Source organism: Bacteroides timonensis (assembly GCF_000513195.1).
Lineage (GTDB): Bacteria > Bacteroidota > Bacteroidia > Bacteroidales > Bacteroidaceae > Bacteroides > Bacteroides timonensis.
Map to the genome: position 1 here is coordinate 396,037 of NZ_CBVI010000001.1, position 21,179 is coordinate 417,215.

15 protein-coding genes and 1 pseudogene are annotated in these 21,179 nt (G+C 42.8%); 1 reads left to right on the top strand and 15 read right to left on the bottom strand.

The annotated features are described in order from the left end of the window. Positions 1–11: 11 nt before the first annotated feature. From BN161_RS01390 to BN161_RS01440, 12 genes and pseudogenes are all read right to left on the bottom strand, one after another. Complete coding sequence (locus BN161_RS01390; protein WP_044262335.1) at positions 12–1,694, bottom strand: O-antigen ligase family protein; 1,683 nt, start codon at positions 1,692–1,694, stop codon at positions 12–14. Continuing rightward, positions 1,694–2,584 (bottom strand): signal peptidase I, encoded by an 891-nt coding sequence (lepB, locus tag BN161_RS01395; protein WP_044262336.1) that lies wholly within the window; start codon positions 2,582–2,584, stop codon positions 1,694–1,696. The genes BN161_RS01390 and lepB overlap by 1 nt, the downstream gene beginning before the upstream one ends. 40 nt (positions 2,585–2,624) lie before the next feature. Further along, positions 2,625–4,508: a hypothetical protein gene (locus tag BN161_RS01400; protein ID WP_044262337.1), complete on the bottom strand. Its 1,884-nt coding sequence runs from the start codon at positions 4,506–4,508 to the stop codon at positions 2,625–2,627. A gap of 42 nt (positions 4,509–4,550) precedes the next feature. Then, positions 4,551–4,712, bottom strand: a pseudogene (locus BN161_RS28380) (DUF1573 domain-containing protein); the annotation flags it as partial. A gap of 138 nt (positions 4,713–4,850) precedes the next feature. Next, complete coding sequence (locus BN161_RS01405) at positions 4,851–5,198, bottom strand: hypothetical protein (protein ID WP_044262338.1); 348 nt, start codon at positions 5,196–5,198, stop codon at positions 4,851–4,853. Between the two features lie 21 nt (positions 5,199–5,219). Continuing rightward, positions 5,220–6,089 carry a DUF1573 domain-containing protein gene (locus tag BN161_RS01410; RefSeq protein ID WP_044262407.1) on the bottom strand — a complete coding sequence of 290 codons (870 nt, stop codon included), beginning with the start codon at positions 6,087–6,089 and terminating at the stop codon, positions 5,220–5,222. 28 nt (positions 6,090–6,117) lie between these two features. Further along, entirely contained in the window at positions 6,118–7,125 is a 1,008-nt protein-coding gene (locus tag BN161_RS01415) for a hypothetical protein (RefSeq protein ID WP_044262339.1), read from the bottom strand. 227 nt (positions 7,126–7,352) lie between these two features. Next, on the bottom strand, positions 7,353–8,306 hold the full coding sequence (locus BN161_RS01420; protein ID WP_044262340.1) for a BF3164 family lipoprotein: 954 nt from the start codon (positions 8,304–8,306) through the stop codon (positions 7,353–7,355). 147 nt (positions 8,307–8,453) lie between these two features. After that, on the bottom strand, positions 8,454–8,702 hold the full coding sequence (locus BN161_RS01425; protein WP_044262341.1) for an NVEALA domain-containing protein: 249 nt from the start codon (positions 8,700–8,702) through the stop codon (positions 8,454–8,456). 264 nt (positions 8,703–8,966) lie between these two features. Then, positions 8,967–10,040 (bottom strand): BF3164 family lipoprotein, encoded by a 1,074-nt coding sequence (locus BN161_RS01430; RefSeq protein ID WP_044262342.1) that lies wholly within the window; start codon positions 10,038–10,040, stop codon positions 8,967–8,969. Continuing rightward, positions 10,015–10,254 (bottom strand): NVEALA domain-containing protein, encoded by a 240-nt coding sequence (locus tag BN161_RS01435; RefSeq protein ID WP_044262344.1) that lies wholly within the window; start codon positions 10,252–10,254, stop codon positions 10,015–10,017. The genes BN161_RS01430 and BN161_RS01435 overlap by 26 nt, the downstream gene beginning before the upstream one ends. Positions 10,255–10,394: 140 nt before the next feature. Beyond that, positions 10,395–11,456: a hypothetical protein gene (locus BN161_RS01440; RefSeq protein WP_044262408.1), complete on the bottom strand. Its 1,062-nt coding sequence runs from the start codon at positions 11,454–11,456 to the stop codon at positions 10,395–10,397. A 570-nt stretch (positions 11,457–12,026) separates the two neighbouring features. Here BN161_RS01440 and BN161_RS01445 point away from each other — a divergent pair. Continuing rightward, on the top strand, positions 12,027–12,938 hold the full coding sequence (locus BN161_RS01445; RefSeq protein ID WP_044262345.1) for a DMT family transporter: 912 nt from the start codon (positions 12,027–12,029) through the stop codon (positions 12,936–12,938). 105 nt (positions 12,939–13,043) lie between these two features. Here the strand turns inward: BN161_RS01445 and meaB are convergent, their stop codons facing one another. From meaB to BN161_RS01460, 3 genes are all read right to left on the bottom strand, one after another. Then, complete coding sequence (meaB, locus tag BN161_RS01450; RefSeq protein WP_044262346.1) at positions 13,044–14,144, bottom strand: methylmalonyl Co-A mutase-associated GTPase MeaB; 1,101 nt, start codon at positions 14,142–14,144, stop codon at positions 13,044–13,046. A 66-nt stretch (positions 14,145–14,210) separates the two neighbouring features. Then, positions 14,211–15,281, bottom strand: coding sequence for a DUF1573 domain-containing protein (locus BN161_RS01455; protein ID WP_044262347.1), 1,071 nt, complete (start codon positions 15,279–15,281; stop codon positions 14,211–14,213). 71 nt (positions 15,282–15,352) lie between these two features. After that, positions 15,353–21,145: an alpha-2-macroglobulin family protein gene (locus BN161_RS01460; RefSeq protein WP_044262348.1), complete on the bottom strand. Its 5,793-nt coding sequence runs from the start codon at positions 21,143–21,145 to the stop codon at positions 15,353–15,355. Positions 21,146–21,179 lie beyond the last annotated feature (34 nt).

Sequence of the window (21,179 nt, forward strand, 5' to 3'; positions counted from 1 at the left end):
ATCATATTAACCTATTCAATCTTCGTATTACACCAGTCGTTCCCTATCTTTTCCACTTCGCCCCTCATTTCCCTGATAGCGGTGGAATGCACTTTCGGCTCTTTAGTCAATACAATCCGTTGCATCTTCTCAAACTTCTCCCTATTCCGATAGCCCGGTTCCGCATAAAGTTTTGCCAGCAGGTAGTAGGGATAAATCCGCCCCGGCAACCGGCGGACCGATGCCAGGTAATAAGTTTCAGCCTTTTCATAGTATTGCATTTCCTGATAATTCTTACCTATAATATTCAATACCATTGGATCAGCACTATATAAGACAGCCTGTTCCAGAAGCAAATTAGATTGATCATAACGACCGGACTTATGCAAACTATGCCCATATTCAAATAAGAATTCCCCCCTTTCTTCCAACTGCGGGTAGAGCTTACGGTAAGCCTCATCGGCAGCAGTATAATTTCCCTGATGATAAATCATCCTCGCATACACCCAACCCCGGCATGCATCTTCCTCCCGTTGCCATTTACCGTTAAGCCCCACTACCCATATCAGTGCACAAGCGCTGCAAATAAGAATTTTTCCGCCCACATCACCGGCTCCACAAGCAAACAGCAGACATATACCGGTTACCACGAAAACCGGAAAATACATGGGATAAGAAGAAAAAGAGAAAACAAGCAAGGATATGAGTGCTCCGCAAATTTCATAACGCCCCCATTTTGTCCCTAACCACAGAACTATCCCAATAGTCAAGAGGAACATGACACAAATTATAACTCCGGCTGTTAACGCCAGTTCCAGATATTCATTGAAAGCATATTCCGGACTTCCGGCCACACGTTCTTCCCAAGCAGTATAGTCTCCGCTACCAAAGTATTTTTCCTGCGCTTCGCCATAGGCATAGGCAAATCCTTCATAACATCCCCAAGGATGTTCTACGATAGCTTTACAAGTAATTTTCCACATAAACAGACGTCCCATAGCAGAGTCAGGCTTCAAAAAGAAAATACCAGCACCTCCTAATATCAGAACAAAAAGCCCGACCACTCCCCATGTAAGGTAACGTTTCTTATATCTCCGCCACAATACGCCCCACTTACGTCTGTCACGATGCATATACGCCACCCATGCACAGCTTATTGCAGCAGCAATCCAGGCAGAACGGCTCATTGTAGCCGGTAGTACACATAAGATGAGAATGCCGGCAAGCCCTGCCGTCACTTTTTCTATTTTATGAAGAACATCTGTGCTTTTCCACTCACAGGCACGTAAATACAAATGCAGGCAAACAGGTAATATCAACGCTAAATATCCCCCATACGGACCGGGGTTGAAGAAAGAGCCTGTCAGTGCATACCGTGAATGCCCGGAAACAGAAAATCCATATAATTGCCGCAAGCCCCAAACGACTTCAATAGTCCCCAATAATACCAAACTCCAAGCCACATGAACAAAGAAATTCCGGAAAAACAAAATATCTGTCCAGGAAGCTTTTCCTAGAAGTTGTAGCAAACAAGAAGCAGTGATACAACCGGTCGAAACCAATACAGCTTTTCCAAACCACACCCATTGGCCGATGGTTTCGCCTGCAGGCAGTTCAGGAGTTGTCGCACATACCATACTCAACAAGGAGCAAACAGCTACAAACTGTAGCAAAACAACTGTAGCCTCTCTTATTTTATGTGTCCATCCTATCATTATTCTATCTTTTTGAATATCCTATTCCACCGCACTCTATCCGTCCTCTTATCCACTGATTTCCATATCCTGACAGCCTTTCCAACAATATATTCTTCTGGCAACAGCCCCCAATAACGGGAATCTTTTGAGTTTTCAGCTCTATCTCCAGCCATGAAATAATAGTTTTTTAAAAAACGATATTCAGCAATAAGGCTATCGCCCAAATACACATTCCCCGCTTCATGACGGAGGTTTCCTTGCCGCTCCCACTCCACTATATTCCCATAAAGTTTAACAGTGCGTCCATCCATCGGGATGGCGTCACCTGATTTGGGAATATACAGAGGCCCAAACTCTTTCACCGTCCATCTTATCAAAGAATCTTCGGGATATGCCCTCACACCGATTGCATCATCAGCAAGCGCCTGTTCATTTATCAGTGCCATGAACCTGTCCTGCGCATCCACGTACCCCAGTGTTCCGGCATAGCCATCCACCTTATAGCGTCCGTTTACAATGCGGAACGTATCTCCCGGCAACGCAACACACCGTTTCACATAATACTGCATCACATCCATTTCAATCCGCTTCCACTGTTTAGGACAAGGATAGTTAAAGACTACTATATCATTCCTCCTCATTCCACCCATTCCCAGCAAGCGTTTTATCTCCACTTGCTTTCCTGCAACGGCATCCATCACATTGAAGAGCCTTGCCCCATACGTTAGTTTATCCACCAATATCACATCACCAGCCAATAGTGCCGGCTCCATCGAATCACTTGGAATATGGAACGAGGTCACACAAAAGACTTGCGCCAACAGCCACAATACCACAATGCCACAGAACCAAAGGAAAAGATCAATTCCCTTATTTACGATTTTCTTCAAAGATGCACTTCTCTTCATCCCTCCATGAAATTAAAATCAAAACTATAGTTCCCGGTATTCATCTCACATAACTCAAATTACTGATAAATACTTGTTTCCCATCTTTTATGTGAAATACCTGTTCTTCTTCACCACGTGTCAAGCAACGCAAATGGAACAGTGCTCCACGAGGCATATTATCATAGACCAGTTCCGGCGCTGAAGCCGTTTTGCGTCCTAACGAAACCCATCCGTCCTTGCCGTCATGGTAATATAACTCGTAGGTGTCGCCAATGCGGATAAAATTGTCGTCGTTACGAGGGATAAAGATAAAACGATCCATTTCCACCTGCTTTCCAAAATCCATCAGCAAGGTGGCTCCCGGCAATCGCGTACTATAATAAGTCAACGGATCATCATCAAACATCCGCTCCTGCACATTCACCGGATTTTCCGCAGGTGCTCCTTTAACGGTTTCAGGATAATACCTTGTCTCCCCTCCCCAGAACAGCAACTCGCCTATGTTTGTGTTCTTCCATTCCATAGCCTGATATCGCACGTATCTACATTTCAACTGTTGCGGAAGCACCACTTCATTGTAACAGATTCTTGGGGTGTCCGGAACCTGATAAGTATACTTTATATGCCTGAAATCCTCCGTATCGGAAAAATCGAAGCGACCACCGCAGATCTCATCCAAATAAATGCCTATCCAGCCCATCAGGGGATGTTTGCGGTACAAAGTGACCTTCTCTTCGCGTTCCTTGTCGGGAATGTAGAAATGGAGATTCTTCCCGTCAAAATAAAACGGATAGTCCACTGTGGCGAAACTGCCGTCCTCCTTTTTCTCCAATACCGCATAAATGGCATCAGACTCCACATGCGGAAAAACCGCCTCGCCACGACGTACCTCCGCGACATCGGCAACCACCCATCTCCCCTTAGGATGAAAGATGCCCAGAAACAGATAATCCGGACTTCTATCCGGTACCCTCACCCTCAGCGTATCGGGAAAGTAGTCGGCAGAGGCATCCATATAACGGGGCGTACCGAAACGCTTGCGAAAGATCTTGCCCGATTTCCGGCCGTCACGGTACACCTGTCCGCGTTTCCACTCCTTGGCTGTCACCCACATGCCCCAGAAGGCTCCCGTGGTGTCGCGCACGGAGTTCCACGTATGTCCCTTCCGTGTTTCCGAGCTATATACATAATAATCCACGGCTACCGGAATGCCTAGAGAACGCATGGTATACAGGGTGAGGTCGCATGCATCCACGCAGGTTCCCGCGCGGTGATCCATCAGAAAAGAGGCCCCCAGGTGCGGCAACCCGAACTCCCAGTTATACTCAAACCCTTCCGTTTTCAGGCATCTTCCCACCGCGGCGGCGGCTTCCACTACATCCGTTCCTTTGTAGACGGAATCAAGCAGAAAAGCATACCGCTTCCCGTAAAGTCCGCGCCACTCTTCCAGTGGCTCATCGTCTATCCTATAAGGCAAAATAAACTCACAAAAATCATCAAAAGGCAGGTACTTATTCCAAGGGCGCCGCTTCCATAAGTCGAACGCATGGTCTATGTTGCGTATCAGGAAATCAGCCGTAATCACTTGTGCATCATAAACCTTCTCCAATGCCTGCATATCGGGATGTCCCCAGCGTTGCACAAGTTCCGGAAGTACCATTCCCGTCGAGTCCACCGTTGCCAACGCTGCCTTTCCCGAATCTACAGGTATCCCCCGCCGCTCATAATATTGCGGCATGTTCTCTATCAAAAAACGGGCTGCGTCATATTTCTGCCCGCTGTCCTTATAATACACAAGCACTTTTTCCAGTTCACCCCGATTGCCTCCGGCAAACTGCAATGCATATTCCAACCGGCCGTCTCCCCTACCGCAAGCTGTAAGCAACATTATAACCAGCAATACACATGCGAGCAAATATCTTTTTATTAATCTACAAACCATCTTACTATGTTTATTTCTGATCCGTTATTTGAAACATCTACCCTATTGGGCTGTGCCGATTATTCGCAAAACAATAGGAGAAAATGCTGTATTACAATATACAGTTATAGTTTTATCAAAATGTTCCGGATGCTCCGCTTTATACGTAACGCATAACTCTAAACTATCATTAGGCCTGACAGGCTTTTTAAAATACCGTGAACTTCTTTGCCTCCTCAGGCCTGAGTACAATTTCCAATACCCAGCCAAACGCTTTCTTCACATTCCCAATTAATTCATCTCTATATCCTCCATCAGCCACAATCTTCCTAAGTTTGGAACATCTTCCTTTCAGATTACCTATTACATCAATGGCTCCTTTACTATCATGAATAAATGAAAAGAGCCGCAAGCGCGCTTAATGGAATCCAGCACTTTATCTGGGTACATGGTACCTTTTCCATGAAGTTCAAAAAGCTTTAGGTAATCATTTAGAGCTTCACCTTCATAGCTATAGTGAAAAGGCAGGTTTTCGATAAGAAAAACAGCAGCCCTATACTTCAAGGAATCATCTCGGTATTTGTCAAGAACAACCTGCAATTTGGGATTGGCTGATAGAATATCTTCTAAGGAAGGACCAACCTTATTTTTAGTACAGGAAGCCAATATCAAAAAGAAACAGACTATTAATAGGATACCATGTTTCTTCATAAGTATTTCATTTATGTTATCTTATTCTGCATCGCCGGTTATTCTCAAAACAACAGGAGAAGATTCTGCATTGCAATATACTGTTATAGTTTTATCAAAATGTTCGGGATGATCTGCCTTATACGTCACATTCAGTGATATAGAATTTCCCGGACGAATGGGTTCTTTGGAATAATCAACGGAAGTACAGCCGCAGGATGTTGAAACTGCATCAATGACTAATAGTTTATTACCTGTATTTTTCAATGTAAAAACTGCTTTTTGCTCTTTTTCCCAGTCAAAATTACCCAAGGATAAGGATGTATAGTCAATACTGGCTTCTGTCATCAGACCTGTATCTTCATTCATCTGCGTAAATTCTTTTCCCTGAATAATCTTCAAATATAAATCTTTAACTTTTGAATTATAAATAGGATTTCCAATTGCTATAATCTTATTATCTCTATCTAACAAAAAAGTCTGATACTCCATTTCAGAAGGAAACTTATTCAATATATTCAACGAATCTTTTTCATCAATGCAAACAGGATAAACAAACTTTTCAGTTCTTAACACACTATATACCTCCTGATTCTTTTTGGGCGCAAAATAATACAAGAACTTAACCGAATCCTCTTTTATAGAATCAACCACATTCATAAATTTCTTCCAGTCCGACAACCGTAATTTACAACTGGTACATCCTATAGTATCAATATACGTCACAATCTTGTAATCACCACTCATATAAAAATCCACTGTATCTCTCCCCTGTATTGTAAAAATGGAAGTTATAGGAAATTTAACTTCATAATCCATCCATTTCTCTAACAGATTCTCAAGCTTATTTTGTCTAACATCTATGCAAGACAATACAGACAGGGTTAATAACAAAACTGCAAAATATTTCATCATTATTTTCTAATATTAGTTCTTCATTTTAGTCTATAAGTCCATCTAAATTTAAATAAGCAAATTGTATTTCATTGTCTAATACCATTATTAATCTATTCAGCTTCTGATCATAACAAAAGTTACAAATTTTACGACCTATATCCAACGTTTTAATATAATTCCCATTAAAATCATAGACTTGAAAACAATTAGGAAATCCCTCGTCACTCCAATTGCGTCCTCCTGCATATGCTGCAACAATCTTATCTTTACAAATCACCACAGCATCATAATAAACCATATCATTACTCGTCTTGTCATCCCAATAAGGACCATAAATATTGTATTTCAAATTACCATCAAGATCATGAATCGTCATTAGGTCATGATGAGCATAGCAATCAACTATCAGATTATGTTCCAATGATACCGCAAACTGGCTTCGCTTTCGTTCTATCTTAGGATGCCCTTCAACCAATAATTCCATTTCTCCGGTCAACATATTCCACCGCACCAAAGATTGTTGAAAATATTTGCTTTCTCCGACCATTATGGAACGTGCAATACAGAAAGTGTCATTCACATAAACAAATCTATCCGGAAATTGCAATTCTTTCATATCTCCTTTTACTTCAGGTCGATAAAAAGGATTTTTTAAGATACTATCCACACTATAACTCAAAACTTTCAATTTTCCATAATCAGGTACAAAAAATCGATGGTGCACTTCATCAGGCACAATTACCCCCATATTCGTAATTTCATTAGGTCCTTCCCCTGCATCTCCAATTCCCATCAAATAGGAGAAATTATCCTTATCAAAGATAGAGATTAATTTTTCTTCGGATTGAGAATCACTTATCAATAAATAATCATTTATAATAAAAGGTCGTGCCCAGCCTCCTATCAAAGGAGTGTCTATAACAATTTCTTTTACAAGTTCCTTTACATCAATGATATTAGTAGAATGATTTTGAGATTTTTCCACATCAGAATTTCTAAAGCAACTACTCGCAAAGAAAACAAACAAAATAAAATAGACGATACGTTTCATCAAAAAATATTATTTGTATTATTTAAAACATCAATAGGGGAAAAATCAGCCTATATAGGCTGATTCTCCCTTATCATATTGACTATAGCAAACAACAAAAATGCCTAGTTGGAACATTCTAAACATATTTTAGTAGCTGTAAATATCAACTCCATTTCACTTCTCTTTTATCTAGCATAAATAACTCCATTTTGCCCACACTTAGCATCATTCGTTATTTGACTGTGTTACCTTATTGAAAGCTCTGATTTACCTATAGCATACTCTCCATCCTTGCCTATCATCAGCACATACATGGCAGAATCGTCATACGAAACACAAATATTGCGGACGGTAGGATTCACTTTGTACACACAATCCAATATACCATTGGCAGTAAAACGAATGACATAACGAAACTCTATCTTGTGAGTATGCCCTAAATCACTTCCATCATACAACATATAAAAATAATTTTCAGAACTACAAGCATCCATACAATTCCTTATATCGTCCTTAAAAAGTTCAAAGCCGGAACTCTCCGAAATTCTATCCTCAAATCCTCCTGTTCCCAAACAGAAAGAATCTTTCTTCACCCAACTGCCATCATCTTGTTCCGCATAAAAACCAATTTCGGAAGCATAAGATGGAGCAAACATCAGATACCTTGTCCGTTCGTTAAAAGCCAAACGCCCCTGAAACAGTCTATATTTGGCAGATATATCCTTTATGTCAAATCTAGAATAAAGGTCAATACATTCACTTTCTTTTCCTTTTGCATCAAAAAATGACAATATGCCTTGTTCAAACATCCCTAAACAAGCATATCCGTCATGCATTTGAGCTACCCTATCCGCTCCTTCCAAACTTGCCTCCTGAAAATCAAAAATTGAATCATTAAACAATCTATCAACCCGATATCTTCGGCAGATTCCACTTTGTCTTTGAAGCACGCTTATCGTATGATCCCTATCAGACACGTCAATAGCAAGAGGAGCAAGCACTTCACCGGGTCCCTGTCCTATGTTTAAAACTCGAACCCAAGAAGAGTCCGACAAATTATACAGAAACAATGCCTTTCCTTCAATATTATCCCCAATTATCAATATGCTGTCCACAATCTCTATCTGAAAAGGCCTGCCGAGAATTGTTTCCAACGATATTTCCTGAAAAAACAATTCGGAAGTTGCCAAATCTTCCATCGCCTTTCTTCCTTTTCTTCGATTGTCCTCAGAACAAGCCGACAACCCGGCCAATAAGACCACAAGAAACAAACATCGCAAATAACACATATACTATATATTTAAAATCGGATTGCTTAATCCCTAATTAAGCAATCCGAAAAATCATTATTTATAAAACATTTTATATCCCTTTCCTGAACCATCCGCAGGATAGAAAGTTCCACAAAAATCGCCATTACAATCACTACTGTTACAGCAATCTACAGTTCCACTATTTTCTGAATTATTTGCTAATGCTTCTACATTCGCCAACATCAAATCGGACATAGCATCTGTTTTCTGATTTGTGTAAACACCATAACCTGCAATTGCCGCAAATGCCGCAACAAAAGTTATTTTCATAAACTTCTTCATTTCTATATTGTTTCAAAGTAAAAATCTATTCAATTACCAATATCAAGTACACATATATTGTACAGTCGAGAAGTAAGATACAGAGTATCTCATTAGAGCATATTTCACACTGCACTATCGTAACAGCGGAAATCAATTTCCGTTTTGCTTAAAAATTTGTATCTTTGCCAGGCTTCTAAATTTTAGGGGTTACGGAGCATTCGGTATTCTATTGCAGCGAAACAAGTCGTTTACCGTCTGCTCCTTTTAATAAATTAATTAACTCTACATACCATTTATATGGTATTCTACTATCGGCTCATCCTCATTCACATCCGTAGCATAAATAAGTCCACGCTGCTCATCTACCGATATGCCACAAATGTAATGATCCAGTACATATTTCTTTAACGGTTTTCCCGTCAAGCTGAACACATAGATAAATTGCCCGCCATCCGGATGATCAATACCATTCCGGGCATCCCGTGCTATATCTTTGAACGAGCGCCCATGAAAGACTGCATAAATGGCCCGACCCGTCACCTGCACATCACTAAATCCCATGATACCCGTAGGAATACCATATCCCCCGGACACCTGAAACTCCGGCTCACCATGCGGTCCCATGCACACAACATGCGTACTGTCTTTCAGATTATAGATTTCGAACACTTCACCCAACTGAGTGGCAACAGCAAGTATCCCGTTTCGGGGATTATAGTCTATAAAACTACGCCACGCCTGCGCCAAAGCCGGACGGGCATTCTGCAAGGCATCCTCGTTGACAGTAGGAATAGCACCAAACTTATACATCAATTTTCCACTCTTGCTTACTTTGCAAAAGCGACTGTCACCCGAATAATCGGGAATGATAAAGGCAGAATCCTCACACATTACAAAATCCAATGCCCGGAGAATATCCTTATCCAGATTCACCGCTTCCTGACGAAGCAGTGAATCACCGGATAAAGCAAACCCAAACCTTGTTAATTCTGACTTATTGGAATCTAATGTCCACAAAAAAGCCCCATTCCATCGGAAATTTTCGGCAGAAAGCATATCCTGCGGTGCATCTCCACGCCTCCCGAAAGAAGACAGGTAACGAAAATCAGGATAGCTGAATGTATGAAAGAAATAGTCTGTTCCATGCAAATCAAGTACCACAGCTTTCCCGTCCCTGATATGCAGACGAGAAGGATAGCGGAATAAAGCTGTATCCAGCCGTATCGTCTTTGCCTTCAATTTTTGCTCCTGTGGGAAATCAGTATATGACGTTTTACCGGAAGCAACCGGATTCGAAGTACAAGAAATGAATAGCAGGACAGATATAACGCTAATAATATAAGCTATACGGAGCATAATAAGTATATACTTTATCGTGATTAAGCGGACAATCAACCAACCCTTTTCCAAAGCAAAGAACACCATCTGTTTCTGAATCTGCCAACGCTTCTATATTCTCCAACATTAAAGAAGACATCTTGACAGATGACTGTTTACTGTAAACATATCCTCCTATAGCAATAGCTACAACTCCCATAAATACCAGAATCTTTTTCATCTTGTTCTTCATTTTATTAGTATGTTTTTCATCAATAATTGTTATGCCGGCAAATGTAAATAATAAATAGATTCAAAATGCATTTACGGGAGTAAAAAAGGGGAGTAAAAAATTTATTACTCCCCCTTTCTATACTAATAATAAGGCACTTATCATTTTTCAACAAGCATATAAAAGCCCTGTTCTTTTTGCTCGTTTTGACCGGATTCTATCTTCACATGAGACTTCTCGGCGTCAAGTAACTTCCTGAGAAGGCTTACTGTTACTCTTCTGTTTTGATTAATATTGATATTTTCTAAACTCCAACCACAAACTTCAACAATCCGGTTATTCGATAAGAAATGATTTTCCGCATGGACAAATGCAGAAAGTAGTTTATAAGACTGCATAGGACATTTCACCACACTTCGATCTTCAAAAGTAAGCGTACACGCCTCTTCATCAAACAGGACTCCGCCTATTTGATATTTATTTTCGGAGATGCGCGTTACGCAATCATCCGGATCAACCGCTTCATCGTCGTTGTCCTTCTTTCGATTATGCCAAAAGAGAAGGACAAATATGCACAAGCAAAGGATAACTATAATGGAAGAAGAAACAATACCGGTCTTTCCCCAATCGGCACACAACCATGGGGAAGGAAGTGAAAGATAAGCCGTCAATTCAAGAAAATACATATCATCCAGATAGTAGGTTCCTAATTTGAACTTATCAGTCATCAGCGTTGAGTCTCCGGCCATAAACTTTTTTCCTTTCCTGTCACCCGGCAATTCCGATTGCAGCATAAGAGCACCGGAACAATAAGTGTGTCTATCATTCAAATCTTCTTGCCATAATTCATTCAAAAGGCTGAAAGCCGCTTTGTCCACCAAAAACAGGAAGCGAACCTTTGCACTTAGGTTATGTGAAGCAATCAACCGCTTTTCTTCCTTTATCGAATCGACCGCTACCACCGTCTCTCCTTCCGCCAGCACTATACGACGCTGCTTGCTTTCCTCTTTCGGTTCGCCTCCTCCAACAGAATAGGGAATTCCAAGTTTATCAAATTCCCTGTTTGCCCAAAGTTCCGTAACGGATTTCAGTGAAGCCTCCGCCTTTCGCTTACATATTCCGCGCCCTTCCACTCCGCTTTCATATACCTGAAAAGCAAGCATTCCCACTGCAAAGAGCAGGATTCCCCCTAATACGTATGATATTTTCCTATAATGTTTCACAATACAAACAAGGCATTTATTCAATAATATAAGTACATACACATTTTTAAAGACAAAACACAAGAAGTTTCACCTCTACAAGCAGAGGATGTAAAGTCACTTGTTTTTACAGAATACAAAAATAGCTCAAAAAAATAAGAAAAAGTCTTTCTACATGATTTAAAAGAAGATGAAGACGGTTGTTTCATGCCCGAGCGGTTATGAATCAGTTATAATGCACATACATCACTATTACCTTTCCTCCGTAAAAAGCTTGCATATCTACTGAAGCGTGACTACCTTTACTGCTCAAGATGGCATCTTGTGTTGTTCAAGATAGTATGTTACACCACACAAGATGCCATCTTGTGCAGCAAAACAAAGGGAGTTTCGGTTCTCAAGGTAATAAGTTTCAAGTGTCATGTCCCTATGCTACTGACATTGAGAAGCATAGTTTCCTTTCCGAGTGAATATGAATAAATGTGCTAATATGATTAATGCTTCCAACAGACCACAAGTATATAAAAAGAGAAAAGACTTTTTAGTTTCAGAAAATAGTTGTTCTTTTGCAGCCTCAAACGAAAAAAGAGTATGAATAAGAATGTACAAGGGCACATATTCGCCCTGACTGCCAATATTTTATGGGGACTGATGGCTCCCATCGGCAAATCCGCACTTATGGAGTTTTCAGCCTTATCGGTAACTACGTTCCGCATGGTAGGTGCAGCCGCCTGTTTCTGGCTACTGTCTGCATTCTGTAAGCACGAACACGTGGATCACCGCGATATGCTAAAGATTTTCTTTGCTTCACTTTTTGCACTGGTGTTCAATCAAGGAGTGTATATCTTCGGGCTTTCAATGACTTCACCCATCGATGCCTCCATCGTGACAACCACACTCCCTATCGTAACCATGATTATCGCCGCCATTTATCTGAAGGAACCTATCACGAACCTGAAAGTACTGGGTATTTTTGTAGGGGCTATGGGAGCGCTGACGCTTATATTAAGCAGTCAGGCCACAAGCAACGGCAACAGCAGTATTATCGGGGACTTGCTTTGTCTGGTAGCGCAAATCAGCTTCTCTATTTATCTGACTGTGTTCAAGGGCTTATCGCAGAAATATTCTCCCATCACATTGAATAAATGGATGTTTATCTATGCCTCCATGTGCTATATTCCATTCTCTTATCATGATGTGGCAGGTATTCAGTGGGCGGAAATTTCTACCGCGGCATACGTACAAGTGGGCTACGTGGTAATAGGTGGTAGCTTCCTTGCCTATATCTTCATTATGACCGCCCAAAGGTTGCTGCGTCCCACAGTAGTGAGTATGTACAACTATATGCAACCCATCGTAGCTTCTATTGCTGCCATTATCATGGGTTTGGGTATATTCGGTTGGGAAAAAGGTGTAGCTATCGCCCTGGTATTCCTTGGCGTATATATCGTAACGAAGAGTAAATCGAAAGCGGACTTTGAGAAGGAAGGGAAAAAAGCGTGAATTAGCTACGAGCTACAAAGGCTACAAGCTACAAGTAGCTGCGCTATCATGCCGCAAGGCACTTGTAACTCGTAGCTTTGTAGCTCGTAGCTTTGTAGCTCGTAGCTAATTTTTCTTCATTTCTCCGAAATAGGTATCGAGCAAGCTCTTTGCCGCAACAAAGGAAGTGAGTTTGCCTTGCAATACCTGCTGTTCTTTATCACTTAACATGGCTTCTATGGCCGGATTGTGGTAGAAACTATCGCGCAGACGCTCATTAATGCTTTCGTACATCCAGTATTTGCTTTGCTCGTTACGTCGATATTCAAAGTAACCGTTATCTTTCACAAAAGCAATATAGTCGTAAATCATCTTCCAGATTTCTTTCACACCCAGGTTATAGAAACCGGAATAAGTCATCACCTGTGGCGTCCATCCTGACTCGGGAGCAGGAAACAGATGCAGAGCATTGCGGAATTGCGATGCGGCCAGTTTAGCACGCTCCAGGTTATCACCATCTGCCTTATTGATAACAATACCGTCCGCCATTTCCATGATACCACGCTTGATGCCTTGCAGTTCGTCGCCTGTTCCGGCCAACTGGATAAGTAGGAAGAAGTCGACCATAGAGTGTACAGCTGTCTCACTTTGTCCCACACCTACCGTCTCTACAAAGATTTTATCGAAACCGGCAGCTTCACAAAGAATAATCGTTTCACGCGTCTTACGCGCTACCCCACCCAAAGAACCTGCCGACGGACTGGGGCGAATGAAGGATTTTGGATGAACGGAGAGTTGCTCCATACGCGTCTTATCACCCAGGATACTGCCCTTACTGCGCTCGCTACTGGGGTCGATGGCAAGCACTGCCAGCTTACCTTCGTATTTTTCCAACACATGCAAGCCGAAGACATCAATCGAGGTACTTTTTCCGGCTCCAGGCACACCACTGATACCCACACGGATAGAGTTCCCTGAGTAAGGCAGGCATCTCTCAATAACTTCCTGTGCTAATGCCTGGTGTTCGGGCTTCACACTTTCCACTAAAGTAACCGCCTGGCTCAGCACTGTGACGTCTCCTTTCACAATACCTTCTACAAACTCCGCTACGGAACGCTGACGCTTTTTAGGTTTCGGGCGGCGATAGGGATTGACAGACGAAGGTTGCTCAATGCCTGCATTGACAACCAATCCTTTATAGGATTCATCGTTTTCAGGATGTTCCATGATAAGATTTATGATTTCTAATTTATGATTTATGATAAGATTTATGATTTATGAAATCATAAATCTTTAACTCGCTTTGATATTCATCTCAACCTTAGGCTGCATCGGATCATTCGTAATCATCAGAATGCGCAGGTGGCGTTTCTTCTTGGCGATATTCCTCTTATCTATCGTCACACGCAAGCGGGTGGTTTCGCCCGGCTGCAACACGCTCTTCTTCAGACTTACTCCCAAAGCAGGATTGAACACTTGCAGCTTACTGATTTGCAACGGAGAGCGTCCGGTATTGGTGATCTGTATATCATGTTTCACCTTATTCTTCTTAGCCAGTTGTGCGCTCAAGTCTATATCTGTCTCCGAAAGACGGATTACCGGAGCATTCGCCTTGTCCGTATCGGTCATACCGGAGAAATCAGGCAGGAGAATGGCAGAAAGAGGTATCTCGTTTTCATCACTCACCTTGTCACCTGTGAAGCGTGACAGGTAAACTGATGCCTGTGTCAGTCCCAGGTCTGTCAGTTTCTCTGTGTTGAGAGTTAATGTGATAAGCCCTTTCTCACCTTTCTGAAGCACGTTCGGTTCCACTTTCATATCCAGATAGGAAGGCAGGTGCATCAACACCGGTTCATACGAACGATCCGACAGATTCACTACGCCAATCCGTATGACAGGCTTTTCGCCACGGTGAGTATCAGGGAAATCAATCTCATTTTTGTCAATACGTATCTGTCCGATAAGATAAGGATAGGTTTTCGTAAAGTCTTTTATCTCGCGCACCACCTCACCTGTAAAGTGCAGGTAAGCCAGATTGGGCTGCGCATTGGAATAAACAGCTATGGACTTATCAAAATGCCCCAATGCCTTAGCATCAAAATCGACAACGATCTTCCCCTTTTCACCGGGAGCAATGGGAGTTTGTGTCCACTGGGCTACGGAACAGGCACAGGAAGGGTCTACATCAGTAAGCACCAGAGGTTTATCACCCGTATTGGTAATGACATACTGCACGCTAACGGGGTGTTTCCATTCGATCTGTCCGAAGTTGTGAGTTTCTTTATTGGATGAAAAACGCGGTTGCGCCGTAGCAGTCAGTGCTACGGCGGCAAGCGCATATATACATATCAAGGTTCGTTTCATTCGTTTTCATTTTAGGATGCACAAAAGTAGGTGTTTTAAATGAGAGTTCCTAAAAGCAAGTTTTAAAATTTCTACTCCACCTCGACCTTCACTGATGCTGAATGAGCTGCATACTCGGGAGCGTAGGCACATTGAATGGTTGCCAGCCCGGCTTCATACTGCCCGCTACGGGCAACGCGGTAACTGTATTCCAACACATATACACCCTTGCTCAGACTATCGAAAAAGAAATTAGTGGAAGCATCTTCTATCTCCACATAATAACCTATTCCACCGTTCCAGCGATAACCGGAAAGTGAATTCATCGGCTCGAAGCAGGCACCACGCTGATCTTTCAGTTGAACGAAATCCATGGCACGGTCCAGACGTATCGTCAGACGGGAAACCACTTTATCACCTACCGCCAGTTGCGTGGAAGCGGTGATGGGTTGCAATTCTTTCTTTCCACCTGTCAAAGTACGCTCTACATAGAGTTTCTTTTCTACAGCCAGCTCACCACCTTGCTGTTTTACATCGGAAACAGGTGACAGATATTGTGCATAGACTGCCCCCCAGGCAATGCCTGCATCCCTCTTTTCCACAGTAATGGACTTGGCGCGCAATTCAGGACTACCTTCTGCAAAGCTTTCCTTGATATATCCCAATCCGGGAACTGTGGTCTTGGCAGGTGAGAATGTTTCCAGCACTTTATTACCAAGAACAATACGTACATCACCACGTGATGCCAACAAGTCACTCCCCTGGCAAAGCAATGCATAAATAGCGTCTGCCGTTGCAACAGGTGAGTTCCAGCTTGTAGTTTGTTTCTGCTTCAGTAACCAGAGTTTCATTTCTTCCACCAATGCATCATTGCCTCCTGCCATCCTCAGGGCTTCCATTACCTCCACATGAACGGAAATAGGTTGTGCTCCCCAAAGGAAAGGTCTTTCATAGAAAGCAAAGTATGCACCCCGTTCATCAGTTTGCACCAGATGCTCTTTAATGGAAGCGATAAATTCGTTAGCCTCAGCCGTGCGACCCGCCTTTTGCAGAATGATAGCTGACTGCGCCTTAACTCCCATTGCATTCGAACTTAGGTTCTTGCCGACCATGGAGAGGAAATAGCGATAAGCGTCTTCATTGAGAAAAGGCACTTTCTCACCGGAAATAGCTATCAGATAGAGATACGTCATTGCCGGATATGAAAGGCTATTGATCTTCGCCCCGTTTTTCTCCGCTTTACGGATATTCTGATATTCCTGCAATGCCTGGCTATGCAAATAGTTAAAAGCACTTTGCTGCATGGAAAGAGCACCAGCAGAGTTCTTTTGTCCGGTGAGCAACGGCAAACGAACAAGAAGTTCGGTGATGTATCCCGTCATGTTGCGACTACCCGGCATACCTTTGTACCAACTCCAGGCGCCATCGGCATTTTGTAATTCCTGTAGTTTAGTAAGGGTGGTCATATTATTGTTCGACAGATTATTGAGATCGAACAAAGTAGCAATACGCGCTTGCTGTTCAGCTTCTGTAGTAGCTTCCAGCAACCACGGGCTCTCTTCGAGAAGGATATTCTTCACCTCCTGATTTTTCTGTAACTGGCTGAGGAAGTTTTCTTTCTTACCACCTTGCATGCGCCAACTGTCGAACACGGCTTTGATGCGCGGCTGGCTGTTGGCAATGTAAGAAGCAAGGGAATTGGCATAATAAGCGGCAGCCCAGGCTGTAGCATTATCTGTACGGGGCTGACTCAATACGGGTAATGCCTGTACGGCATACCAGGCGGGATTACCTGTAAATTCTACCGTTAGTCGGCGGTCAGTGGCCGTGCGGCTATTATAATTGAACAGACTGTCCAGGGAGAAAGTGCGGTTTTCTTCACCACGTATTGGCATGGCAAGGGTTTCAGTAATGTATTCCTTATTGCTCAATACAGGCAACAAGTGCTGTTCGCCATCACTGAATGTGCCACCGTCAGCAATCATACGTACACCCAACATATCCTGTTTATCCGTCACTGTGAAACGGAAGCTTACAGGAACCGTCTTCCCGGCTTCTACCGTGAAAGCCTGGCGCCCGGTAGAAATCACTTTATCCGTCATCGGGTCAAAGAGGATAAATTTCGCAGTTCCCTTCAAAGATTTACCTGTCAGGTTGGTAATGGTTGCAGCAATGCTGGTCTTATCCCCTACCCGTACAAAACGCGGCATATTGGGAGACAGCATGAAGTCCTTCGCCGTAACAGCAGAAGCATCTAACCGACCGGTCAACATTCCCTTTGTATGGGAATATCCGCGGAAATTCCAACGCGTCAGACTTTGCGGCATCGTAAAGGAGAAGGAAATCTCACCTTGTTCATTGGTGCGCAGTTGCGGATAGAAGAACGCCGTTTCAGCAAAGTTTGTACGAAGTTCGGGGGTATTGCCAAGTTCCACATCGTCAGCCGTCTGTCCGGTTTCCTGCGACATGTTTTTTTCAAAGATTAAACCTGCCTCTTCTTCGACCAGCATATTTGTCTGATCAGCAGAAGCATTATCTGCCATAGCCATCGATTTAGTTCGCGGACTTGCCATTCCCCGTATCTGTACGCTTCCTGTTACATCCGTCCTCTTCACAGAACGATATCCGATTATCATTGCTTCATTCATACCTTCTCCCGAATAAAAAGTATCGTAAATAAATGCCGGAACTTTCCACTCCTTCATTGGGAAATGACAAGCATAGAAGGCTCCACCTACATATCCATAAGACCAATATATCTGAGAATTAAAACGGGGATAGTTCACTTTAAAATTCTGACGATTGGGATACAGCTTATCCAAAGAAGCATCATACATGGTAGCAAGCATCTCAGCATCAGCCGGTGTACCTTGCGGTGTCTTTATCGTCAGACGCCACTCCTCTTCTTGTCCGGGACGCAACTTATCACGGAACACATCCCACTTCATTGTCAGTGTTTTATCCGGCATACGCTTTTGTAAGTCGACCTTTTCAGAATAGAATTCACCACCCTTGACAAAAGCAAACAGGTACTCTATCCCGTCTCCATACTCCTCTTTATAAGGAACATCAAAACGAACAATAGAGTCGGATAATTGAAGTACCGTACTACTCAAACGCTTTTTACCGCTGAATACATCCAGCATGACATAAGCATCCTTATAAGAAGTCCCCAAACAGAATTGGGCAGGGTGTCCGGCACCAAACTCCGTATTGCGTGCATAGAACCAGACAGGCGATTCTACAGGAGGGCGATTGTCATTATAAGAGAAGAGTACAATATTTTGCTTGTAATCAACATCCCTACCCTGATCGTCCTTGGCTGCTAATTGTAGTTCGTAAGCACCTGAAGGTAAATTCTTCCATTCCGGCAACAATACTTCCACATTAGAAGTAAACTGTCCGCTGAAACGGACTTCCGGTTTTCCATCTACAGTTTGTACCAGACGATAATCACCCTTCACTGCAACAGGTTGCATATTCAGGTTTCGCGCTACGAATGTCAGACGGATACTATCATCCTTGCAGATACGCTCTTCCGTTTCGACAGACAAAACAAGTGAGCGGTTGCCTGCTGAGAGCGTAGTCACACTGCTTTGCGTTTCACCGGCCTGATTGGTTACAGAGGCTTCTATCTGATAGGTATAAAAACCGGCATTCTCCCCTTTCACACTTTGCAGGCGGACAGGAATAGAAAACATTCCGTCATCTCCTATCGTCACAGTGCCGGAAGCCAGTGAAGTGGAACTCTGCCCATAAGATCTCCACCACGAAAACAGACTACGGGTTACGGTATAGTTCAGCTCCAATCCTTGCAAAGGCACACCATTAAAGGAACTCGCCGTACCTTTCACCTGTACGCTGTCTCCCACTTGATAGGAATCCTTCTGAGAATCAAAAACTATATCGAATGTAGGACGCTTGTATTCTTCCACTTGTACAAATGCCCGGCCATCAGTTTCCTCAACTTCAATCGTGTAAGATCCATTCAGGCAGGCAGCAGGCAGTATAAACTCTGTAGTAAACGAACCAAATTCATTGGTACGGACTTTTTTCTCTCCAATATCATTGCCATTCACATCCGACAGTTCCACCGTATAAGTTGCATTGGGAAGAACCTTGGCGGTATCTCCCTCTTGGGCATAAGCTATACCTTTTATATTGATAGTCTGTCCCGGACGATATATAGAACGGTCCGTCAAAATCTTCACTTCATCAAACTCTTCATTTGTGTTATTCCAGACTCCATTAGAGCTATTATAAATACGCTGCAATAGCATTGCCGTATCAGTACCTTTCGCAACACTCAATGCACGGAATTGCTTATTCCACGGCATTACCACCTTGCCCGAAGCATCTGTAGTTTTCCGCTCCAGCACCTCATTGTTCTTTGTTCCGTAACTGGAATAGAAAGTAATCTGAGCATCTGCAATAGGCTTTCCAGTCTCAGCATCCAAAGCCACAATCTCAAAATCTTTATTCGATAAAGGCAAAGTCAACACCTTGAAGCGAGTAAGATAGAGATAGTTTTCAGAAGTTTTGCCTTTCTTGTCATCAGGTACAATCTGCATAACATAAACACCTGGTTCGCCGGGCATCTGCATACTATACGTACTATCTGCCGACTGGTAATTATCCGGACGCAACAAAGAGAAGTGTTCAGTCTTCACTTTACGGGCATATTTTTTATAAAAAGAGGAATTGATCTGTGGCATATCTGTTTCCTCTTTCAATAAAGTAGTATGAAACAGGTTCACTGTAAATCCATCCAGATTACGATGGGTCACTCTCAACTTTAAAGAGTCACCGGGGTAAGTAGCCTTGCTTACAGACATATTCAATTGCGGTTGCAATATGCTTTCTTTCAGTTCACGCAATGCGGATATGCGTTTGTAGTCAGGGTAAAGAGTAATAGCCTCATCACAGGCTTGCAATGCTTCCGGATATTTACGCATATTGCGGTAATAACGAGCTTTAGCCAGATATGCTTCTGCGCATACATCACGTTTACTATAGTCTTTAATGATACGGTCTAATGCACGTAGATATTGGTTCGGCGCTTCGCTCTCAGCTTCTTTTACTGCACGGGGACGAAGCAAAGCATCTCCTTCACGGTTACGCCAGGCCATATAATCCAGCATAGTCAGTACGGCAGCATCTTTCCGATCAGGCATCTTCCGATAGGTATTTATCATCTGCCCATAAATACCCATAATGTCTTTCTTCACCAAAGAATCCGTATCAAACCACGAGACTTTCTGTAAAGCATCAATAGCACGTGATGCCAGCAAATGATACATTTCATGATGATAGTATTCACTCGCATCTCCTAAAATCACAAAAGGAATATAAGTACGTGAAGATGTATTCAGTAACTCGGTAGAGTCTTTCAGGACTTCACCGGTATATTTTATTACCTGATTTACAAACAAATTGGCACTCCATTCGCGGATATCCGCCGGTAGAGCCGTCTCTCCCAGATTAAGCGAAGTGCGTTGCCGCAATTCCCACCGGTTATTATCGGCATAATCGGCATAGATACTCGCCACCAGTGAATTCAACACTGCACGGCTGACCGGATTCGGCTCACGCAACGCCCATTGTTCCAATCCTTTCAGATTGACATAGAAACTATCGGGCGTCAGTATATTCTGATATGTATTCCGGCACATATAGGCTTTAAGCATCTGCGGGGTATTCTTTTCGCGTTCCCCCTTCCGGAATATCTCATCCGTCAGTTTAATCACAGTTTGCGGCAAACTCTTTTCTTGTGCTTGCTCCACTTGCTTCCACAACTTATCAAACGGCTGCGCATGCAGCACAGGCACACAGCCCCAAAACGCTGCCAGCAACACCAAACTACAAATTCTTTGAATTTTTTCCATGGATACTATTCTGTTAGTCTTTGTACTAACAACA

Coding starts and splice junctions, on each gene's coding strand:
- BN161_RS01425 (WP_044262341.1), bottom strand. CDS start 8,702: ATGAAGAAGTTTATGAAAATAACTTTTGTTGCGGCATTTGCGGCAATT.
- BN161_RS01410 (WP_044262407.1), bottom strand. CDS start 6,089: ATGAAATATTTTGCAGTTTTGTTATTAACCCTGTCTGTATTGTCTTGC.
- BN161_RS01435 (WP_044262344.1), bottom strand. CDS start 10,254: ATGAAGAACAAGATGAAAAAGATTCTGGTATTTATGGGAGTTGTAGCT.
- BN161_RS01445 (WP_044262345.1), top strand. CDS start 12,027: ATGAATAAGAATGTACAAGGGCACATATTCGCCCTGACTGCCAATATT.
- BN161_RS01390 (WP_044262335.1), bottom strand. CDS start 1,694: ATGATAGGATGGACACATAAAATAAGAGAGGCTACAGTTGTTTTGCTA.
- BN161_RS01430 (WP_044262342.1), bottom strand. CDS start 10,040: ATGCTCCGTATAGCTTATATTATTAGCGTTATATCTGTCCTGCTATTC.
- BN161_RS01460 (WP_044262348.1), bottom strand. CDS start 21,145: ATGGAAAAAATTCAAAGAATTTGTAGTTTGGTGTTGCTGGCAGCGTTT.
- BN161_RS01420 (WP_044262340.1), bottom strand. CDS start 8,306: ATGGAAGATTTGGCAACTTCCGAATTGTTTTTTCAGGAAATATCGTTG.
- BN161_RS01455 (WP_044262347.1), bottom strand. CDS start 15,281: ATGAAACGAACCTTGATATGTATATATGCGCTTGCCGCCGTAGCACTG.
- lepB (WP_044262336.1), bottom strand. CDS start 2,584: ATGAAGAGAAGTGCATCTTTGAAGAAAATCGTAAATAAGGGAATTGAT.
- BN161_RS01415 (WP_044262339.1), bottom strand. CDS start 7,125: ATGAAACGTATCGTCTATTTTATTTTGTTTGTTTTCTTTGCGAGTAGT.
- BN161_RS01400 (WP_044262337.1), bottom strand. CDS start 4,508: ATGGTTTGTAGATTAATAAAAAGATATTTGCTCGCATGTGTATTGCTG.
- meaB (WP_044262346.1), bottom strand. CDS start 14,144: ATGGAACATCCTGAAAACGATGAATCCTATAAAGGATTGGTTGTCAAT.
- BN161_RS01405 (WP_044262338.1), bottom strand. CDS start 5,198: ATGAAGAAACATGGTATCCTATTAATAGTCTGTTTCTTTTTGATATTG.